At 73.3% G+C, this 17,341-nt stretch carries 15 protein-coding genes; 4 read left to right on the top strand and 11 right to left on the bottom strand.

Annotated elements, in window-relative coordinates:
* Positions 1 to 281 precede the first annotated feature (281 nt).
* Together IG62_RS0106375 and IG62_RS0106365 are read left to right on the top strand one after the other, a co-directional pair.
* A complete protein-coding gene (locus IG62_RS0106375) occupies positions 282 to 812 on the top strand; it encodes a hypothetical protein (protein ID WP_030798529.1) in 531 nt (176 codons plus the stop codon).
* A gap of 402 nt (positions 813 to 1,214) precedes the next feature.
* Positions 1,215 to 3,053: a glycoside hydrolase family 15 protein gene (locus IG62_RS0106365; protein WP_030798527.1), complete on the top strand. Its 1,839-nt coding sequence runs from the start codon at positions 1,215 to 1,217 to the stop codon at positions 3,051 to 3,053.
* Between the two features lie 66 nt (positions 3,054 to 3,119).
* On the opposite strand, the gene IG62_RS0106360 is transcribed toward IG62_RS0106365, so the two are convergent.
* From IG62_RS0106360 to IG62_RS0106335, 6 genes are all read right to left on the bottom strand, one after another.
* Positions 3,120 to 4,160: a cytochrome d ubiquinol oxidase subunit II gene (locus IG62_RS0106360; protein WP_037837875.1), complete on the bottom strand. Its 1,041-nt coding sequence runs from the start codon at positions 4,158 to 4,160 to the stop codon at positions 3,120 to 3,122.
* Positions 4,157 to 5,620, bottom strand: coding sequence for a cytochrome ubiquinol oxidase subunit I (locus IG62_RS0106355; protein ID WP_030798525.1), 1,464 nt, complete (start codon positions 5,618 to 5,620; stop codon positions 4,157 to 4,159). The genes IG62_RS0106360 and IG62_RS0106355 overlap by 4 nt, the downstream gene beginning before the upstream one ends.
* A 51-nt stretch (positions 5,621 to 5,671) precedes the next feature.
* Complete coding sequence (locus IG62_RS0106350; RefSeq protein WP_030798524.1) at positions 5,672 to 6,511, bottom strand: SDR family oxidoreductase; 840 nt, start codon at positions 6,509 to 6,511, stop codon at positions 5,672 to 5,674.
* A gap of 166 nt (positions 6,512 to 6,677) precedes the next feature.
* Positions 6,678 to 8,267: a GMC oxidoreductase gene (locus tag IG62_RS0106345; protein WP_030798523.1), complete on the bottom strand. Its 1,590-nt coding sequence runs from the start codon at positions 8,265 to 8,267 to the stop codon at positions 6,678 to 6,680.
* 121 nt (positions 8,268 to 8,388) lie between these two features.
* Positions 8,389 to 9,303: a cyclase family protein gene (locus IG62_RS0106340; RefSeq protein WP_030798521.1), complete on the bottom strand. Its 915-nt coding sequence runs from the start codon at positions 9,301 to 9,303 to the stop codon at positions 8,389 to 8,391.
* Positions 9,304 to 9,445: 142 nt separating this feature from the next.
* Entirely contained in the window at positions 9,446 to 10,324 is an 879-nt protein-coding gene (locus tag IG62_RS0106335; protein WP_324604609.1) for a DUF6215 domain-containing protein, read from the bottom strand.
* 197 nt (positions 10,325 to 10,521) lie between these two features.
* On the opposite strand from IG62_RS0106335, the gene IG62_RS0106330 reads away from it, so the two are divergent.
* Positions 10,522 to 11,913, top strand: coding sequence for an MFS transporter (locus IG62_RS0106330; RefSeq protein WP_037837873.1), 1,392 nt, complete (start codon positions 10,522 to 10,524; stop codon positions 11,911 to 11,913).
* Between the two features lie 77 nt (positions 11,914 to 11,990).
* Here IG62_RS0106330 and IG62_RS0106325 read toward each other — a convergent pair whose 3' ends face one another.
* The 3 genes from IG62_RS0106325 to IG62_RS0106315 form a co-directional block, all read right to left on the bottom strand.
* Positions 11,991 to 12,188: a CsbD family protein gene (locus IG62_RS0106325; RefSeq protein WP_030798517.1), complete on the bottom strand. Its 198-nt coding sequence runs from the start codon at positions 12,186 to 12,188 to the stop codon at positions 11,991 to 11,993.
* 191 nt (positions 12,189 to 12,379) lie between these two features.
* Positions 12,380 to 14,308 carry a helix-turn-helix domain-containing protein gene (locus tag IG62_RS0106320; RefSeq protein WP_030798515.1) on the bottom strand — a complete coding sequence of 643 codons (1,929 nt, stop codon included), beginning with the start codon at positions 14,306 to 14,308 and terminating at the stop codon, positions 12,380 to 12,382.
* A gap of 82 nt (positions 14,309 to 14,390) precedes the next feature.
* Positions 14,391 to 15,185, bottom strand: a complete 795-nt coding sequence (locus IG62_RS0106315; RefSeq protein ID WP_030798514.1) for a 3-hydroxybutyrate dehydrogenase — start codon at positions 15,183 to 15,185, stop codon at positions 14,391 to 14,393.
* A 265-nt stretch (positions 15,186 to 15,450) separates the two neighbouring features.
* Between IG62_RS0106315 and IG62_RS0106310 the strand changes: the two genes are divergently transcribed.
* Positions 15,451 to 15,996, top strand: coding sequence for a hypothetical protein (locus IG62_RS0106310; protein ID WP_030798512.1), 546 nt, complete (start codon positions 15,451 to 15,453; stop codon positions 15,994 to 15,996).
* 67 nt (positions 15,997 to 16,063) lie between these two features.
* On the opposite strand, the gene IG62_RS0106305 is transcribed toward IG62_RS0106310, so the two are convergent.
* Together IG62_RS0106305 and IG62_RS0106300 are read right to left on the bottom strand one after the other, a co-directional pair.
* The gene (locus IG62_RS0106305; RefSeq protein WP_030798510.1) at positions 16,064 to 16,543 is read right to left on the bottom strand and encodes an NUDIX hydrolase; all 480 of its coding nucleotides are present in this window, start codon (positions 16,541 to 16,543) and stop codon (positions 16,064 to 16,066) included.
* A gap of 93 nt (positions 16,544 to 16,636) precedes the next feature.
* On the bottom strand, positions 16,637 to 17,299 hold the full coding sequence (locus IG62_RS0106300; protein WP_030798508.1) for a hypothetical protein: 663 nt from the start codon (positions 17,297 to 17,299) through the stop codon (positions 16,637 to 16,639).
* Between the last annotated feature and the right edge of the window lie 42 nt (positions 17,300 to 17,341).

The following is a 17,341-nucleotide window of genomic DNA, read 5'->3' as shown; positions in this document are numbered from 1 at the left end:
CGCGTTGTCACCCGGAGGCGGGGACGGGGAGGCGGGGACGGGGAGGCGGTGGGTGACGGACGGCGGCGGGGATGCCGTCACGAGGGCGGACACAATTCATGGGCTTTCGCGTGAGCTGCGTCATTTCGCCCGATAGGCCGGGCGCCTAGGCTGCCGGAGGCCCGGTCCCGCGGGCCGCGCCCCCGCCCCGTTCCGCACCCCTCCCCGTTCCGCGCCCCGGACGCCCTCGCCGCCGAAGATGCCGGCGCTGCCGGCGCCGCCAGAGAAGGGACCCCGTGCCGTTGTCCGCCGACATCTCGCCGGTCATAGCCTCCACCGCGCAGTGGCTGCTGCGCTCCTACCCCGTCACCGGTGGTGCCCTCGACACGGCCCTCGCGCAGGCCCAGGCGCGCCAGGCCGTCACGGTCGCCGCCTGGCTGCGCTACCCCACGGCGGCGGACGCCGCTCTGGTCGCGCTGGTCGGCCCCGGCGGCTCGGCCCGGCTGGACTGGCTCACCGGAGCCGACGCGTCCGGGCCCGAGGCCCCCGAGGAAGCCTGGCGGAGCTGGGTCGACGAGGTCGTGGCCAGCTGGGCGGCCTGCTTGCTCACCACCCCCCGCCTCGCCGAGGACGCGGTGGCCGCCCTCGCGGACGGTGAGCACGTCGCCGGGGCGTCCCCCGACTTCCGCCGGCTGACCCGTCCCGACGAACGCGACCGCCGGGCCACGGCCCTGCTGCGCCACCCCGACCTCCTCGCCCCGGTCGCCGATCTGCACCGCGAGGCGCTCGTACGGCACCTGGACGGCGACCGGCTCGACGCGGACTGCGCCTAGCGGACGGCCCCCGGCCCCCGGCCTCGGGTGGCAGTGGACACCGGCTGGTCGGCGCACCTCCCGGAGGGCGGCCGCTCGAATACGTCGACCGGGCTCGCGCAGCTCACCCAGGATGGCCAGGACCAGCACGACGACGTTGAGCTGGAGCTGGAGCAGCGAGCCCGGTGCCTCGTGCGTCCTCACCCTCCGTCCGCAGCGACGCCCGTGGCGCCGCGCGGGCCGGTGCGCGGGCCGGTGCGCGGGCCGGTGCGCGGGCCGGTGCGCCACGAAGAAGCCCCGCAGTAGGGGCCGTCGGCACGCGACCGCCGCCCCGGGCTCGGCGCGCCGGGACCCGGCCCCCGCCTTACGCTGGGCGGAGGGCGGCAGCGTTCGGGTGGCTCACACGCCGAAAGGGGCGCCCCGATGGACGACTACCCACTGATCGAGAACCACGGTCTCATCGGCGATCTGCAGACCGCGGCGTTGGTGACCACCGAGGGCGTGGTCGACTGGTTCTGCTCCCCACGGTTCGACTCGCCGAGTGTGTTCGGGGCGCTTCTGGACAAGGAGAAGGGCGGGCACTGCACGGTCCGGCCGGCGCACCGGACCCACTCGACCAAGCAGTTGTACCTGCCCGACACGGCGATCCTGGTGACCCGCTTCATGACCGAGGCGGGCGCCGGTGAGGTGCTCGATTTCATGCCCGTGACCGGGACGACGGTCACGGCCGGCCACCGGCTGGTGCGCATGGTCCGCTGCGTGCGCGGCAGCATGTCCTTCGAGGTCGAGATCGCCCCGCGCTTCAACTACGGGCGTACGGCCCACCAGTTGCACATCACCGAGCACGGAGCGGTCTTCGTCGCGGAGGACGGCACGGAACTCACCGTGCACCCCATCCGCGAACCGGAGGACGAGCGGCTCATGGACGTTCTCACGGACCGGGATGCCGCCCTGCACCTCTCGCTGACCCTGCGGGCCGGGCAGCAGCGGGGGCTGATCCTGGAGATGGGCGGCGAGGGGCCGCCCACGGAGGTCCGCCTCGACGAACACCAACGCCTCTTCGACGCAACCGTGGAGTTCTGGCGCTCCTGGCTGGCGCAGTCGCGCTACACCGGGCGCTGGCGGGAGGTGGTGGAGCGTTCCGCGATCACACTGAAACTCATGACCTTCGCCCCCAGCGGCGCCGTGGTGGCCGCCCCGACGGCGGCTCTCCCGGAGCAACTGGGCGGCGAACGCAACTGGGACTACCGCTTCACCTGGATCCGGGACGCCTCCTTCTCCGTGTACGCCCTGCTGGGACTGGGCTTCACGGACGAGGCCCGGGCGTTCATCATCTGGCTGGGCGACCGGGTCAAGGAGCGGGCCGGCAGCGGTGGGGACACCGGCCCGCTCAACATCATGTACAAGGTCGACGGCTCCTCCGACCTGGAGGAGCAGATCCTCGACCACTGGGAGGGCTATGCGGGCTCCGCGCCGGTCCGGATCGGCAACGGCGCCGCGTCGCAGCTCCAACTGGACATATACGGCGAGGCGCTGGACAGCATCTATTTCGCCCACCGGCACGGCTTCCAGGTCGGGCACGGGGGATGGACCTCGATGCGGGCGGACCTGGACTGGCTCGCCGACCACTGGGACCAGGCGGAGGAGGGCATCTGGGAGACCCGCGGCGGTCGCCAGGACTTCACCTACGGCCGGGTCATGTCGTGGGTCGCGTTCGACCGCGCCCTGCGACTCGCCGAGTCGACGGGGTGGCCGTCGGCGTCCGAACGCTGGCGCGCCGAGCGGGACGCCGTCTACGAGCAGGTCATGGCCAAGGGTTGGAGCGAGGAACGGCATGCCTTCGTCCAGCACTACGGCGGTGACGTACTGGACTCCTCGCTGCTGCGCATGGCGACCGTCGGGTTTCTCACCCCCGAGGATCCGATATGGGCATCGACCCTGGACGCCATGGATCAGGAGCTGGTCAGCGACAGCCTGGTCTACCGCTACGACCCCGGGGCCTCCCCCGACGGCCTGCGCGGCTCCGAGGGCACCTTCTCGCTGTGCACGTTCATGTACGTCGACGCCCTGGCCCGCGCGGGACGCCTGAACCGGGCGCGGCTGGTGTTCGAGAAGATGCTGGGATACGCCAACCACCTGGGCCTGTACTCCGAGGAAATCGACCTGACGGGCCGTCAACTCGGCAACTTCCCCCAGGCATTCACCCACCTCGCCCTCATCGACACGGCCCTCACCCTGAACGCGGCGCTCGACCGGCGGTAGCCGGACCGGTTCCGGCCGGCCGTCGCGCCGGACGACGAACACCGCGGCTCCCGACCGCCATCGGCGTCAGCCCTCGTCACCGGCGCCCTGGCGCCGCAGGTCGGCGTCGGTGAGGCCCTCCAGCTCGCCACGGGTGTCCAGCCAGTACAGCAGCGCGACCGCGGGGACGATCAGCACGAGCGCCACCAGCGTGACGAGCCCGAGCCAGCGCAGCGTGGTGGGCGCGCCCGCTCCCTCGGCGACGGTCAGCGAGGTCGGGATGAGGTACGGGCGCTGTGCCGTGCCCCAGCCGAGGACAGCGGACGCGACCACGCCGGCCGCCGTGACCCGGGACCAGGCCCCGGAGGGCCGGATCAGCAGCCAGGCGGTGGCGAGTGTGGCCAGCGCGGACACGACGACGAAGACGAGCCCCACGCCGTGGGTGAGCCCGTGCCAGATGTGGGGCGCGTCCCCGTGGGTGACGAACAGTGTGACCACGGCCAGGATCGCGACGACCACCAGGGCGGCCAGCGCGCGCCGCCGGAAGTAGCCGTCGAGTTCGGGCGCGGCGAAGCGGCGGGCGTCCGCCGCCAGGAAGACCGCGCCGAGCAGGGCCGTGGTCGCGATGGCGAGCAGGCCGAAGAGGATCGAGGTGGGGTTGGCCCAGGCGTCCGCCGATGCCGTGGTCGCCGCGGTCACCCGCCCCGAGGCCACCCCACCGACCGCCGCGCCGAGGAAGAACGGCGTCAGCAGCGAGGAGAGGGCGAACATCGCCCCGTACAGGCGCCGTCGGGCCGGCCGCCGGGCGGGCTTGCGCAGGGCGAAGCCGGCGCCGCGCAGCACGATGCCGACGGCGGCCAGCGCCAGGGGCAGCCACATCGCCGTGAACGCCCGCTGGAAGAAGACCGGGAATCCGGTCCACATGATGACCAGCACGAAGATCAGCCAGACGTTGTTGACCTCCCATACGGGCGCCATCGCATGGTCGATCAGCCGGCGGGGCCGCTCGCCGCGCTCCGCGCCGCCCGCGACCAGGTCCCAGAACCCGGCTCCGTAGTCGGTGCCGCCGGCACAGGCGTAGGCGGCGACCGCGAGCAGCAGGACGACGGCGATGACCCCGGCAATCACGGCCGGCTCCCCGCGGAGCGCGGACCGTACGGCGTGTCCGTCTCCGGTGTCTCCTTCTCCGGTGTCTCCCGCTCCGGTCCTTCCGCCGGCGGCAGCCCCTGGCCTTTCGTCCCGTCGGCGGGCCGCCAGCGGGTGCGCATCTTCAGCAGCACCGCGAGGAACGAGCCGAAGACGACCAGGTACACCACCACGACCAGGCCGAACATGATCCACAGGCTGGTGGAACGGGTCGAGGTCACGGCTTCTGCGACCCGCATGTTCTGGTAGACGATCCACGGCTGGCGGCCCACTTCGGTGGTGATCCAGCCGCATTCGACGGCGACGACGGAGGCGGGACCGGCCACGGCGGCGCAGCGGAAGAACCACGGTGACGCGGGCAGCCCGCGGCGGCGCAGCCATACCAGGGCGTACCAGAGGGCGAGCACCACCAGCACGGAGCCGATGCCGACCATGATGTCGAAGGTCCAGTGGATGAGGGTGGCCTGGGTGGCCGTCGGCCGGTCGGCCGCCGGGACGGAGGTCAGCCCGGTCACCCGGGTGTCCGGGCGGAAGCCGGCGAGGACGGAGTCCAGCTGCGGGATCTTGATGCCGCCGGAGATGCTCCCGTCCGGGTGCATCCGCCCGAAGAGGTATTCCGGCACATGGGTGTCGGTCCTCCAGACGATCTCCATCGCGGCGAACTTCACCGGCTGCTTGTGGAAGACCTGCCGGGCGATGGAGTCGCCGAGCACGAGCTGCACCGGGGTGAACACCGCGGCGAGCGTGAAGGGGATCGTGAAGCCGAGCCGGTGGTAGCGGTCCCGGCGGCCGCGCAGCCAGCCGACGGCGTAGACGCCGGCCGTGACGTAGCCGGCCGTCACGAGCATCGCCACGACGAAGTGCCAGTACTCCGGGCCGAACATGGGCGTGAAGATCGCCTTCCAGATCTTCACGTCGACGGGGTGGCCGGCGGGGTCGAGGGAGAAGCCCCGCGGGGTGTTCATCCAGGAGTTGGCGGCCAGGATCCCGAAGGCGCCGAGCAGGGCGGCGGCGGGCAGCGGCAGTGCGAGCAGGAAGTGGGTCCGGGAGGGCAGCCGGCGCCAGCCGTAGAGGTAGATGGCGATCAGCACGGCTTCCAGGAAGAACGCCCAGGCCTCGACACCGAACCCGATGCCGAAGACATCGCCCCACCGGCCCATCATGCCCGGCCACAGCAGCCCGAACTCGAAGGACAGCACCGTGCCGGTGACGACGCCGATCGCGAACTGGACCGCCATGACGGCCGACCAGCGCCGGGCCAGCAGCAGGGCGGTCGGGTCGTTCCGGCGCAGTCCATGGCCGTGCATGATGAGCGTGATCAGCGGCAGCGCCACGCCGAAGGGCACCAGGACGATGTGCGAGGCGAGGGTGAAGGCCATCAGCGATCGGGCCGGGAGCAGCTGCGCCGGTGCGCCGGCCAGCAACGAAACCGCGGTGTGCATGGGGGTCTCCTCGGGACCGGCGTGCGCGGGGGCCGATGTGCGCGGGGCCGGTCAGCCGCCGGTGGCGAACCCGGGGAAGAGGGTCATCCCGCCGTCCACGTAGAGGGTGGCGCCCACGACGTAGTCCAGGAGGTCGGAGGCGAGCGCGACGGCCGCGCGGGCGATGTCCTCGGGGACACCGACACGGTCGTAGGGGATCAGCCGCAGGAGATCCTGCTGGGCCTCGGGGGTGTCCCAGGCGTCGCGGTTGATGGGGGTCTTGATGGCTCCGGGGGCGATCGCGTTGACGCGGATCTTCTTCGGGGCGAGTTCCTGCGCCAGCGTCTCCATCATCATCTGCACACCGCCCTTGGAGGCGGCGTAGTTGACGTGGCCGGCCCAGGGGATGACCTGGTGCACCGAGCTCATGCAGATGATCTTGCCCGCCGCGCGCGACACCTCGGGGACGACCCCGCGCCGCAGGAACTCCTTGGTCGCCTCGCGGGCACAGAGGAACTGCCCGGTGAGGTTGACGTCCAGGACCTTCTGCCACTGGGCGAGGGTCATGTCGGTGAACGACGCGTCCCGCTGCAGCCCGGCGTTGGCCACGAGGATGTCGACAGTGCCGAACTCCTTGACCATCCGGTCCGTCATGGCGACGACCTGCTCCTCGTCGGAGACGTCCGCCTCGTAGGCCGCCGCCCGCACTCCGAAGGAAGCGATCTCCTCGACCACCTTCTCGGCTTCCTCGCGGCCGGCCACGTAGTTCACGACGACATCGGCGCCGGCCCGGCCCAGGGCGACGGCGGTGGCCCGGCCGATGCCCGAATTCGCGCCGGTGACCAGCGCCTTCTGGCCCTTCAGCAGATCCGCGGGGATCACGTCCTGGGGTGCGCCCTCGGGGGAACTCACGATGACCTACTCCTCCACTGCGTGGCCCGGGATCAGCCGGGCCGTGGCCCGGAGGTGCAGGCGTCACACAACCACCGGGGAGGGGTGACGGCCCGGCGGAGCGGTCCGCTTTGCGCTGCCCGACTGACGATCTTCGCCCGATCGGTGGTGCGTCTTCGCGGGCCGGTCAGCCGAGCCGGGCGAGGAGGTGGTCGCCCACCCGCAGGGCGTTCGCGATGGCCGTCAGGGACGGATTGACCGCACCGATGCTCGGGAAGAAGCTCGTGTCGACGACGTACAGGTTGTCCAGGTCGTGGGCCTTGCAGTTGAGGTCGAGGGCCGAGGACGCCGGGTCGTGGCCGAACCGCACGGTGCCCGCCTGGTGGGCGGTGGCGCCGATCGGCATGCCCTTGTGCAGGTAGATGCTGTGGGACAGCAGATGGTCCTCGTGCATGCCGAGGTGGCCGAGCATGTGCTGGAGCTTGTGCCGCAGACGTGTCAGGCCGGCGATGTTGTTGGTCCCGTCGAGGGCGAGGTGGATGCGGCCGTCGGCGTCCAGGGTGACCCGGTTGTCCGGCTGCGGCAGGTCCTCCCCGCACAGCCAGAAGTCGACGGCGTGGTGGGCCAGGACCTCGAAGGGCAGGTCCGGGGTGACCGCGCCGGCCCAGCGCGGCGCCTCGCCGTGGATCTGCTCGGCGTCCGACTTGCCGAGCATCTGGATCCCGCCGAGGGGGTAGGCCCAGTCGTCCGCGCCCAGGTACCAGTCGTGCAGGGCGAGGGTCTTCTGGAACCGGGTGTCGTTGGGCCCCTTCGAAATCGCCATCAGCGCGAGGTTGTTGTGCCGCATGTAGTGGCGGCCGACCACGTCCGAGCTGTTGGCCAGCCCGTGGGGATGGTGGTCGTCGGACGAAGCCAGCAGCAGGGCCGCGGAGTTGACCGCCCCGCAGGCCACGACCACGATGTCGGCCGAGAACCGGGCCTGCTCCGCCTCCGGGAGCTCGGCGACGACGGTGGTGACGCTGCGTCCGGTGGGGTCGGTCTCCAGCCTCGTCACCCGGGCGTGGGTGACCAGTTCGACGCCGGGGTGGCGCAGTGCCGGTTCCACACAGATCACCTGGGCGTCGGACTTGCCACGGACCAGGCACGGGAAGCCGTCCACCCGGTCGCAGCGGATGCAGACGCTGGAGTGGGCCGCACGCCCGTTCCCGTCCTGGGTGAGGTCGACCCCGATGGGAAGGTGGAAGGGGTGCAGTCCGCGCTTCTCCAGGTCGTCGCTCAACTGCTGGATGCGCGGCTCGTGTTCCACCGGCGGGTAGGCGTACGGTCCGCTGCACGGCCCTTCCCAGGGGTCCTCGCCGTGCCGGCCGTGCACCAGGTAGAGGTGTTCCGCCTGCGTGTAGTACGGCTCCAGGTCCTCGTAGCCGAGCGGCCAGGCGGGAGAGACGCCGTCGTGGTGGCGCAGCTCGCCGAAGTCCTCGGGGCGCAACCGGAACAGCGCCGCGCCGTAGAACTTGGTGTTGCCGCCGACGTAGTAATTGACCTCGGGCGGGAACTCGTTGCCGTGCCGGTCGAGCCAGAACTCCGGGGCCCGGTACTTCGCCTTGACGAAGACGGCGGTGGAGTCCCAGTTGTCGCGTTCGCGCGGCAGCCAGCCGCCGCGCTCCAGGAGGAGCACCCGCTTGCCGGAGGGGGCGAGCCGGTGGGCGAGGGTGCCGCCGCCGGCGCCGGTGCCGATGATGATGACGTCGTAGTGGGAGGTGCCGCCCACAGCGACCACCGTCCTTGCCGTTGCGATCGCCGGCCGCTGCCGGGACCTGCCGGTAGCCTTCTCCGCTCCTTCGAACGTATACGCCGAGGGACGGCGCAGCACCTGGAACGGGCCGCCCGTCCCGGCCCGGTCACAGGACGGCGATCGGGTTCACCGGGGAGCCGGTGGCCGCCGGGATCCGCAGCGGGGCGACCACGCACAGGAAGTGCCAGCGGCGCAGCTGTGCGCACACCGGTACCAGTTCCTCGAAGTTCAGGTAGTCCATGAGGTGCAGCCCCAGGGCGTTCATGGCCAGTACGTGCACCGGGAACGGGACCTCGGCGACCGCGCTGGGGGCCGTGTCGTTGTTGCCGTCCGACCCCAGGGCGGCCACCCGCCGCTCGGCGAGGAAGGGCATCGCTGCCGGGTGCAGGCCGGCCCGCGCTTGCGCGGCGTTCCAGGCACCGAGGCTCCGGCGCCGGCGGCGGTGCCCGACGCGCACGAACAGCAGGTCGCCCGGCCCGACCGTGACGCCCTGGACCGCCTCGGCCGCCACGAGGTCGTCGGCGGTCACGTGGTCACCGGGCTCCAGCCACGGCACCTGGCGCAGGCGCGGGACGTCCAGCAGCACACCGCGGCCGACGATGCCGTCGCGCACCAGGTCCGACGTGAGCGCGCCGGCCCCGTGCGGCGTCACGCTGCTCGCCGGAACACCGCCGTAGAGCTCGCCGTCGAACATCACATGGCACAGCGCGTCGAGGTGGCTGTCCGCGTCCCCGTGCACGTTCATGGCGAACCGGTCGAGGGCGAAGTGCAGTCCCGGGGCGCCGGCCTCGCCGGGCGCCGGTGCGGTCATCCGGTGGGTGGCCGGCTGCGGGTCGTCCGGCCCCGGTGTGGTCTCGAGGGGGGCGGCCAGCGATACGGTCCGGCCGGCCCGCACCTCGGTGGCGGCGGCCACCACCCGCTCGGGGGTGAGGTGGCCCAGCGCTCCGCGCCCGGGATCCGGGCCGTCCAGCGCCCGCTCACGCAGCCGGCGGTACAGGGAGCGGAAGGCCGCCTCGGACATGCGGTGCCGGGCCCCGGGCGGCGACGTCGCGCCTTGGTGCGCACGATCCGGCACGTGAGTCCTCCTCGTCCGGCGCGGGGCCCTGGTCCCAGGGTCGGCCGCCGCCGGTCCCCCCGCATCCCGGAGCGGTCCCACGGCCTCGTCAGCCGGCGTCCCAGCCCGGAACCGTCGGCAGGACCTTCTCGGCGACGCGCAGCAACGCCGCGTCATCGGGCATCCCCTCGTCCTGCCGCCAGACGACGACCTCGAAGGAGCCGCCGCCGTCCTTGGCGTTCCTGGCGACCTGCAGGCGGCGGGCGCTACCGCCGGGCGCGGAGTCGGCCTTGCCGGGCTTGCCACCCTCGAAGTTGAAACGGATGGCGATGGTCCGGTCCGAGGAGAGGACCGCGGGACGCCCGAGAACCGTTCGCTTCTCCGCGGTATTGCCCAGGAGGTCGGCCGTCCGGGCGATCGAGAGGTCGTCGGAGGACGCCGAGAGCTGCACGGAGTAGGTCTTCAGCGTCACTTCCGCTTCGGGGGTGACGAACGTGGTGCCGCCGGCGAGCTTGGTCGTGCTCTCGCTGCCGTCAGCGGTCTCCGCCCGCTCAGCCGGCGTTCCGAGGAGCTCCGGCAGGTCCGCACGGTTCAGCGCCGTGCACAGCTGCGCCCCCGAAACGCGCTTCGAGGCGACGTGCTTCGACGCAGCCTGCCGCGTCGGCCGGGCGTCGTCATGCGCGGGCGAGCAAGCAGCCGGCTTGCTCTCCTCGACCTCCTGCCCCGAAGCCTTCGCCATGACCCACATGCCCCCCGCGAGTCCCCCGACCAGCACCACCGCCGCGACCGCCTGTGCCCCGGCGTTCATCCCCTTCTCGGGTCCGGCCTTGGATCCGGTCGCGGATCCGGTCGCGGATCCGGTCTCGGATCCGGCCTCGGATCTGTCGAATTCGCCATCCATGTCCCCTACTTCCCCCACTTCCCCCACCTGCTGATTCGCGCCGCATGCGCGCCGACGGAGCGTAACCGGTGATCGTTTCGCAGCCAAGCAAAAACCGTCTGGCCGAGCCCGTCACCTTCAGGTGCCGGCTTCGGCGCTGCCGCGCGGCCGTGCGGGCCCTCATGGTGGGACCGCGCACCCCCGTGCCCGGAACTATGGCGTCCCACCACATGGGCCACTGACCTGCGCGTTCCTACCGTGTGGCGGCACGAGCACATCCCGCCGACCGCCTGGAAGTGGTGCACATGGCCCGCGCAGCAACCGCTCCCCCACCACCCACCGACCTCAAGCGCATCGTCGCCGCCAGTCTCATCGGGACCACCATCGAGTGGTACGACTTCTTCCTCTACGGGTCCGCCGCCGCGCTGGTCTTCAACAAGCTGTTCTTTCCCGGTTCCGATCCGCTCGTCGGGACCCTGCTGGCGTTCCTGACGTACGCGGTCGGGTTCGCCGCGCGGCCCGTCGGTGCGCTGGTCTTCGGGCACTTCGGCGACCGGCTGGGCCGGAAGAGACTGCTGGTGCTGAGCCTGCTGATGATGGGGGGTGCCACGTTCGCGATCGGGCTGCTGCCGACGCACGCCACGATCGGGACGGCGGCGCCGGTACTGCTGACCGTGCTGCGGCTGGTCCAGGGGTTCGCGCTGGGCGGTGAGTGGGGCGGCGCGGTGCTGCTGGTGTCGGAGCACGGTGATGCGCGACGCCGCGGGTTCTGGGCCTCGTGGCCGCAGACCGGCGCGCCCGCCGGGCAACTGCTGGCCACCGGCGTGCTCTCGCTGATGACGGCGCTGCTACCGGCCGCGGCGTTCGCCACCTGGGGGTGGCGGGTGCCGTTCCTGCTCTCCGGCGTCCTGGTCCTGGTCGGGCTGTGGATGCGGCTGTCGGTGGACGAATCGCCCGTGTTCCGGGCCGCGTTGGCGCGTGCCGAGGCCCGCCGGGCGGAGGGGCCGGCCACCCGCGCGGAGAAGCTGCCCCTGGTCGCCGTGCTCCGGCACCACTGGCGCGAGGTGCTGATCGCGATGGGCGCGCGGATGGCCGAGAACATCTCGTACTACGTCCTCACGGCGTTCGTGCTGGTCTACGCGACCTCGCACGCCGGGGTGGCACAGCAGACCGCGCTGAACGCGGTGCTGATCGCCTCCGCGCTGCACTTCGCGGTGATCCCCGCCTGGGGCGCGCTGTCGGACCGGATCGGGCGCCGGCCGGTCTATCTGCTGGGCGCGGCCGGCGTCGGCGCCTGGGCGTTCCCGTTCTTCGCGCTGGTGGACTCCGGCCGGTTCGGTCCGCTGCTGCTCGCGGTGGGCGTCGGGCTGTTCTTCCACGGTGCGATGTACGCGCCCCAGGCGGCCTTCTTCGCGGAGATGTTCGCGACCCGGATGCGGTATTCAGGCGCCTCGATCGGTGCCCAGTTCGCGTCGGTCGCCGCCGGTGCGCCGGCCCCGCTGATCGCGACCGCGCTGCTCGCCGACTTCGGCGGCCCGGCGCCGATCGCGCTGTACGTCGTCGCGGCCGCGCTGCTGACGCTGGTCGCGGTGGGCGCGGCCCGGGAGACCCGCAGCCGGGACCTGGCGGCGGTGGCGGAGGACGAGCCGCGGCCCGCCTCCGGGAGGACCGGCGACGGGCGGGAGATGAGGGTCTGATGTGCGGCGGGGGCGCGGCGGGCCGTGGGACGCTCCGGGAGACGGGGCAAGCTCGCCCACCGCGCCCCCGTCGGACGTCAGGACCGCTCGGTCTTGCGCTTGATGGACTCCTTCGTGCCGCGGATGTTCTCCCCGGCGTCGTCCACGGTGTCCTTGGCCTTGCCCTTGGCCTCTTCCATCCGGCCTTCGGCCTTCAGGCGGTCGTCACCGGTGATCTTGCCGGTGGCCTGTTTGGCCTTGCCCTTCATCTTGTCCTTGGCGCCCTTGCCGGCCATGTCCAACTCCTTCGTGCGTGATCTGGTGCCCGTGGTCCGCGTGGGCCGGGAAGCCACGGGAGGTGCGGAGCACTCACGGAATGGAGGGCTCCGCATCCAGGCTGCCGCACCCCCCACCGGCGCGCACCCGGAGCTACGGCCCATTACTCCTCCGTTTCGCACCCGCGCCCACCGGTCCGTCCGCTGTGCCGCTACCGCTCGCTCCCCTGCTCCACGGCGGACGAGAGCTGGTGCAGCCGCAGCGCCAGCTGGAGTTCCAGGGCCCGCGCCGGGCTCTGCCAGTCGGGCCCCAGCAGCCGGCCCACCCGCTCCAGGCGCTGCGCCACGGTGTTCACGTGGACGTGCAGCTCGTCCTTGGTGCGGCCGGGGCTCATCCCGCAGGCGAAGTACGCCCGCAGGGTGCGCAGCAGCTCCGTCCCGCGGCGGGCGTCGTAGTCGGCGACCACGCCGAGCGTGCGGCGCACGAACCCGTCGACGTCGCGGGTGTCGGCGAGCAGCAGTCCCAGGAAGCCGAAGTCGGCGGCGGCCCCGCCCTGACCGGCCCGGCCCAGCACCCGCAGCGCCTCCCGGCAGCGCCGTGCCTCCGCGTACGCGTCGGCGACCGCCGCGGGCCGTCCGGCAGGGGCCGGCACCGGGGCCGAGGCACCGACCGTGACCGGTACGTGGAGCGCGGCACCCAGCCGGGCGGCGATCTCCCGGGCCCGGCCGGCCGGATCGCCGTCGGGCCCGAGCGGCAGCAGCAGGACGGCGCCGCCGTCGCGGACCGCGGCCAGCCCGTGCCGGGTGGCGGCGAGATGGGAGGCCGCCGACCACAGGCGCCGCCGGTCGCCGGCGGCGTCCTGGGCCGCGGGGGCATCGACCCGGGCGGCCAACACGACCTGCGGCGCGTCGAGATCGGCGCCGACCCGGGCCGCGCGCTCCCGCAGCAGCCGGGGGTCGCGCCCGGCGGCGTCCAGGAGGTCGTCCAACAGCTCCCCGCGGACCCGCTGTTCGGCCTCGCCCGCGGTCCGGCGGGCGAGCAGCAGCAGCGAGGTGACCACGGCGGCCCGCTCCAGGGTCCGTTGGTCGACCGGGTCCAGGGCCGGGTGGCCGCGCAGGACCAGCGCGCCCAGGACCTCCCCGCCCGCCGATACGGCGGCGACCCAGTCGGCACCGTCCCGTACGGCGTGCCCGTCGGCCCGGGAACGGTCCAGGGCAGCGGCCGGGGCGTCGGCGGGTTCGGTGAACTCCACGTCGCCGTGCAGCACTTCGGCCACCGCGGCCGCGACGTCCTGCACCCCGCCGCCGCGCAGCACCACTTCCGTCAGCCGGTCGTGGATGTCCGAGGCGCGTTCGATGACCGCGCTGCGGTCGCGGATGATCTCGTTGGCCGCTTCCAGTTCGGTCAGCGCCTTACGGGTCTCGGCGAGCAGGCGGGCGGTGTCGAGGGCGACCGCGGCGTGCGCCGCGTGGGCGGCGAGCAGGGCGATCTGGCCGGGTTCGAAGACCCGCTCGCGGCGGTCGGCGGCGAAGAGCACCCCGATGACGCCGCTGCCCAGCATCAGCGGCACGCCCAGGATCGCCACCAGGCCCTCGTCGCGGACGCCGGCGTCGATGGTGCCGGTGTGCCGGAACCGCTCGTCGTGGAAGTAGCTGTCGGTCACGTACGGGCGGGCGGTCTGCGCGACCAGTCCGCCCAGTCCCTCGCCCATCCCGAGCCGCAGTTGCTGGAACCGCGCGGAGACCGAGCCGTCGGTGACCCGCATGTAGGTGTCGCCGGCGGCCGGGTCGTGGAGGGTGAGGTAGGCGACCTCGGTGCCCAGGAGGGAGCGGGCCCGGCGCACGATGGCCCGCAGCACGGCGTCCAGGTCGCGCAGCCCCGCCAGGTCGTGCGCGGTGGCGTAGAGCGCGGACAGTTCGGCCTCGCGCCGCCGGCGGCCCTCCAGTTCGGTGCGTATCCGCAGCGCCTGGCGCTTGGCCCGCTCCAGGGCGGCGAGCCGGCCGGGCGCGGCACCCTCGGCACGGGCGCGCAGCACCGGGCGCTCGTAGTCCTCGGCGGGGGCGTCGGCGGCGAGCAGCGCGAGGAAGGGGGCCTCGGCCGGTTCGGTGGCGGGCGCGGACGAGGACGGATCGGTGGGCATGGTCACAGGGATACCTTCGGGTCGTCGCCGTGCGCCAGGGGCTCGGGGCTCTCCCCTGCCGCCGCTCGCCGCCGCCGGATCGTCAGTGCGCGGTCCAGCCGCCGTCCAGGGTGAGCGAGGCCCCCGTCACGAAGGACGCCTGCGGGGTGCAGAGGTAGGCGACGGCCTCGGCGACCTCCTCCGGTTCGAGCAGCCGCTTGAGGGCCGCGTCGGCGAGCAGGACGTCGGCCAGCACCCGCTCCTCGGGGATGCCGTGCGCGGCGGCCTGGTCGGCGATCTGCCGTTCGACGAGCGGGGTGCGGACGTAGCCGGGGTTGACGCAGTTGCTGGTGACGCCGTGCGGGGCGCCCTCCAGGGCGGCGGTCTTCGACAGGCCCTCCAGACCGTGTTTGGCCGCCACATAGGCGGACTTGAACGGTGAGGCCCGCAGCCCGTGCACCGACGAGATGTTGACGATCCGCCCCCACCCCCGCTCGTACATGTGGGGCAGGGCGCCGCGCAGCAGCCGGAAGGGGGCCTCCAGCATCACGGTCAGCACCTGGTGGAAGACCTCGGGCGGGAACTCCTCGATGGGACGGACGAGTTGCAGCCCGGCGTTGTTGACCAGCAGGTCGGTGCCGGCCGCAGCCCGCTCGGCGGCATCGAGGTCGGTCAGGTCGAGGACCTGCGGCTCGATGGTGCCGCCGGCGCCGTCCGGGAGGTCCGCGGCCAGTGCGGCCAGGCCGGCGGCGTCCCGGTCGACCGCCCGCACCGTGGCGCCGGCCGCCGCCAGCCGCAGCGCGCAGGCGCGTCCGATACCGCCGGCCGCGCCGGTGACGAGGGCGGTGCGGCCGCCGAGGTCGAGGGAAACCGGGCCCGGAGTGCCGATCGTGGTCATGTCCGCACCTTAGGCACGGGCGGGCGGGGCACCGATGTGCCGCGGCACCACACTTCGCGGGCGGGAGATGGGGGCCGGCCACCCGGGTGGCCGGCACAGGACGGCGGACGGGGAGGCGGGCGGTGCGCTGCGGCCCGGGCCCGGTGCCGGTGGGCGCGACGCGCCGGGTCACCTGATCGGCCGTCCCGGTTCGCCGCGCTCCCGCCGGGCTCCTAGCGTCGTACGACGCAGCGCGCCGCCTGCACCGCCCACGAGGGAGTCCCACATGCGGAGGCTGATCACCGTGCCGACCGTGCTGCTCGCGCTGGCCGCGGCGGGCTGCGCGGACGGGGACGACAGCGGCACCGGTACGGGGCCCGGGCCGCAGCCCACCGGGGAGGGCTCACCGGGTGTGCCCGGCCAGCCGGTGAGCTGCGGGCGGCTGAAGGACGCACTGGGCCAGGAGGGGGACGTCGCGCTGTACGCGGATCCGGGCGCCGGGGGCACGGTGCCGTGCGCGCAGGCCCGGGACGTGATGACCGAATTCTTCCTGCGGGCACCGCGGGAGGCCGGTGACGACCGCGGCACGCTGTCCGTACGCGGCTGGTTCTGCCACTACGAGAGCGGGCCGACCGGCACCTGGATCTCGGCCTGCAGCAAGGACGAACGGGAGATGCACACGGAGGAGGCGGACGACCAGGACACCGGCCCGGACTCGCCCGGCGAACCGACCGGGCCGGACGAACCGGACGCCCCGGAGGGCTCGCAGCTGCCCCCGCTTCCCGGTGATCCCTCCGCCCCGATGGACGACCCGTCGACGGAGGAGCTGTAGCCGCCGGAGGAGCTGTAGTCGCCGGAGCTGCTGTAAGGCGGCCGTACCTTCGGGCGGGTGCCCTCTTCTAGACCTCGTCCATCCCGTGGAACCACGTCGGGCCGGCCGCGACGGCCCGGCGGATGCGGGTCAGTGCGTACGCGTCCAGCTCCGGCAGGGCGTCCATGGCGAACCAGCCGACCTCCAGCGACTCGTCGTCGTTGACCCGGGCCTGGCCGCCGACCGCGCGGCAGCGCAGCGTCACGTCCATGAACTGGCAGATGTCGCCGTTGGGGTACTCCGTGGGCGGCATGGTCTCGACGAGGACCACCCCCTCGGGGACGACCCGTACCGCGGTCTCCTCGTAGACCTCGCGCACCGCGGTCTCGGCGGGCTGCTCACCGGGCTCGGGGATGCCGCCGATCACCGACCAGCCGCCGGTGTCGGCCCGCTTGCCCAGCAGGACCCGCCCGTCGTCGTCGAAGACGACCGCACTCACCCCGGGCAGCCACAGCAGCTGCCGGCCGATGGAGCTCCGGAGGTCACGGATGAATTCGGGTGTTGCCATGCTCCGACCCTACGGGACGCCCCGGGGGGGGGCTCCCCGAGCCCGAAGCGCGGACCCGCTCCGCACGCCCCCGACGCACGCCCCGCCGCGTGCTCAGGCGCCCGCCGGGCTCCCCTTGCGCGGCCGCAGCCGGCCGCGGACGGCCCGGACCGCGCCCTCGGCGTCGTCGACCGTGATCGTGAAGGTGCGCCCGTCGCCGAGCCGGAGGACCACGGCCTCCCCGCGGCGGACGACGACCGCCATGCCCTGGTCCGGGCGCCAGCGGTAGCCCCAGCCGCCCCAGTGGCGGGGCGTGACCCGGGGCGCGAACTCGGCCCCCACGACGGTGTCGAGGGGGATCCGGCGGCGCGGCACCCCGATGTGGCCGCAGCGCACTTCCAGGCACTCCTTGTCGACCCGGACCGCGACGTGGACGAAGGCGAGCGTGCCGAACAGCACCAGCAGGCCGGCCGCGACACAGCCGACCACCGCCATCACCAGCGGCGCCAGTCCGGAGGTCCAGCTGCTGTCGACGGCCAGCTCGATGCCGAGCGCCAGACAGGCCGCCCCGATCGCGGCCAGCAGCCACTGGATGCGGTTGGTGGCGCTGCCGTGCCAGACCTCGGGGATCTCCGCGTACGCGCCGCGGGGCACCCGCCCCGGCCCCGCGGGCCGGCCGGTGCCGTCGGTACCGCCGTCGGTACCGCCGTCGGTACCGCCGTCCGTGCTGCCGTCTGCGCCGGGGGCTGCTGCCCCCTCGTGGGGGTGGTCCCTCATGAGACGCAGCGTACGCGTCTTCGCACGCTGCGGCAGGGTGTC

Origin of the sequence: Streptomyces sp. NRRL S-337, assembly GCF_000720175.1 — a bacterium.
Taxonomy (GTDB): Bacteria; Actinomycetota; Actinomycetes; order Streptomycetales; family Streptomycetaceae; genus Streptomyces; species Streptomyces siderophoricus.
This window is presented reverse-complemented; position numbering and strand designations above follow the sequence as displayed.

Bases quoted from the DNA above. Each gene is read 5' to 3' on its own strand.
- IG62_RS0106365 (WP_030798527.1), top strand. From the start codon at position 1,215: ATGGACGACTACCCACTGATCGAGAACCACGGTCTCATCGGCGATCTG.
- IG62_RS0106355 (WP_030798525.1), bottom strand. From the start codon at position 5,620: ATGCACACCGCGGTTTCGTTGCTGGCCGGCGCACCGGCGCAGCTGCTC.
- IG62_RS0106340 (WP_030798521.1), bottom strand. From the start codon at position 9,303: ATGTCCGAGGCGGCCTTCCGCTCCCTGTACCGCCGGCTGCGTGAGCGG.
- IG62_RS0106330 (WP_037837873.1), top strand. From the start codon at position 10,522: ATGGCCCGCGCAGCAACCGCTCCCCCACCACCCACCGACCTCAAGCGC.
- IG62_RS0106325 (WP_030798517.1), bottom strand. From the start codon at position 12,188: ATGGCCGGCAAGGGCGCCAAGGACAAGATGAAGGGCAAGGCCAAACAG.
- IG62_RS0106320 (WP_030798515.1), bottom strand. From the start codon at position 14,308: ATGCCCACCGATCCGTCCTCGTCCGCGCCCGCCACCGAACCGGCCGAG.
- IG62_RS0106315 (WP_030798514.1), bottom strand. From the start codon at position 15,185: ATGACCACGATCGGCACTCCGGGCCCGGTTTCCCTCGACCTCGGCGGC.
- IG62_RS0106310 (WP_030798512.1), top strand. From the start codon at position 15,451: ATGCGGAGGCTGATCACCGTGCCGACCGTGCTGCTCGCGCTGGCCGCG.
- IG62_RS0106305 (WP_030798510.1), bottom strand. From the start codon at position 16,543: ATGGCAACACCCGAATTCATCCGTGACCTCCGGAGCTCCATCGGCCGG.
- IG62_RS0106300 (WP_030798508.1), bottom strand. From the start codon at position 17,299: ATGAGGGACCACCCCCACGAGGGGGCAGCAGCCCCCGGCGCAGACGGC.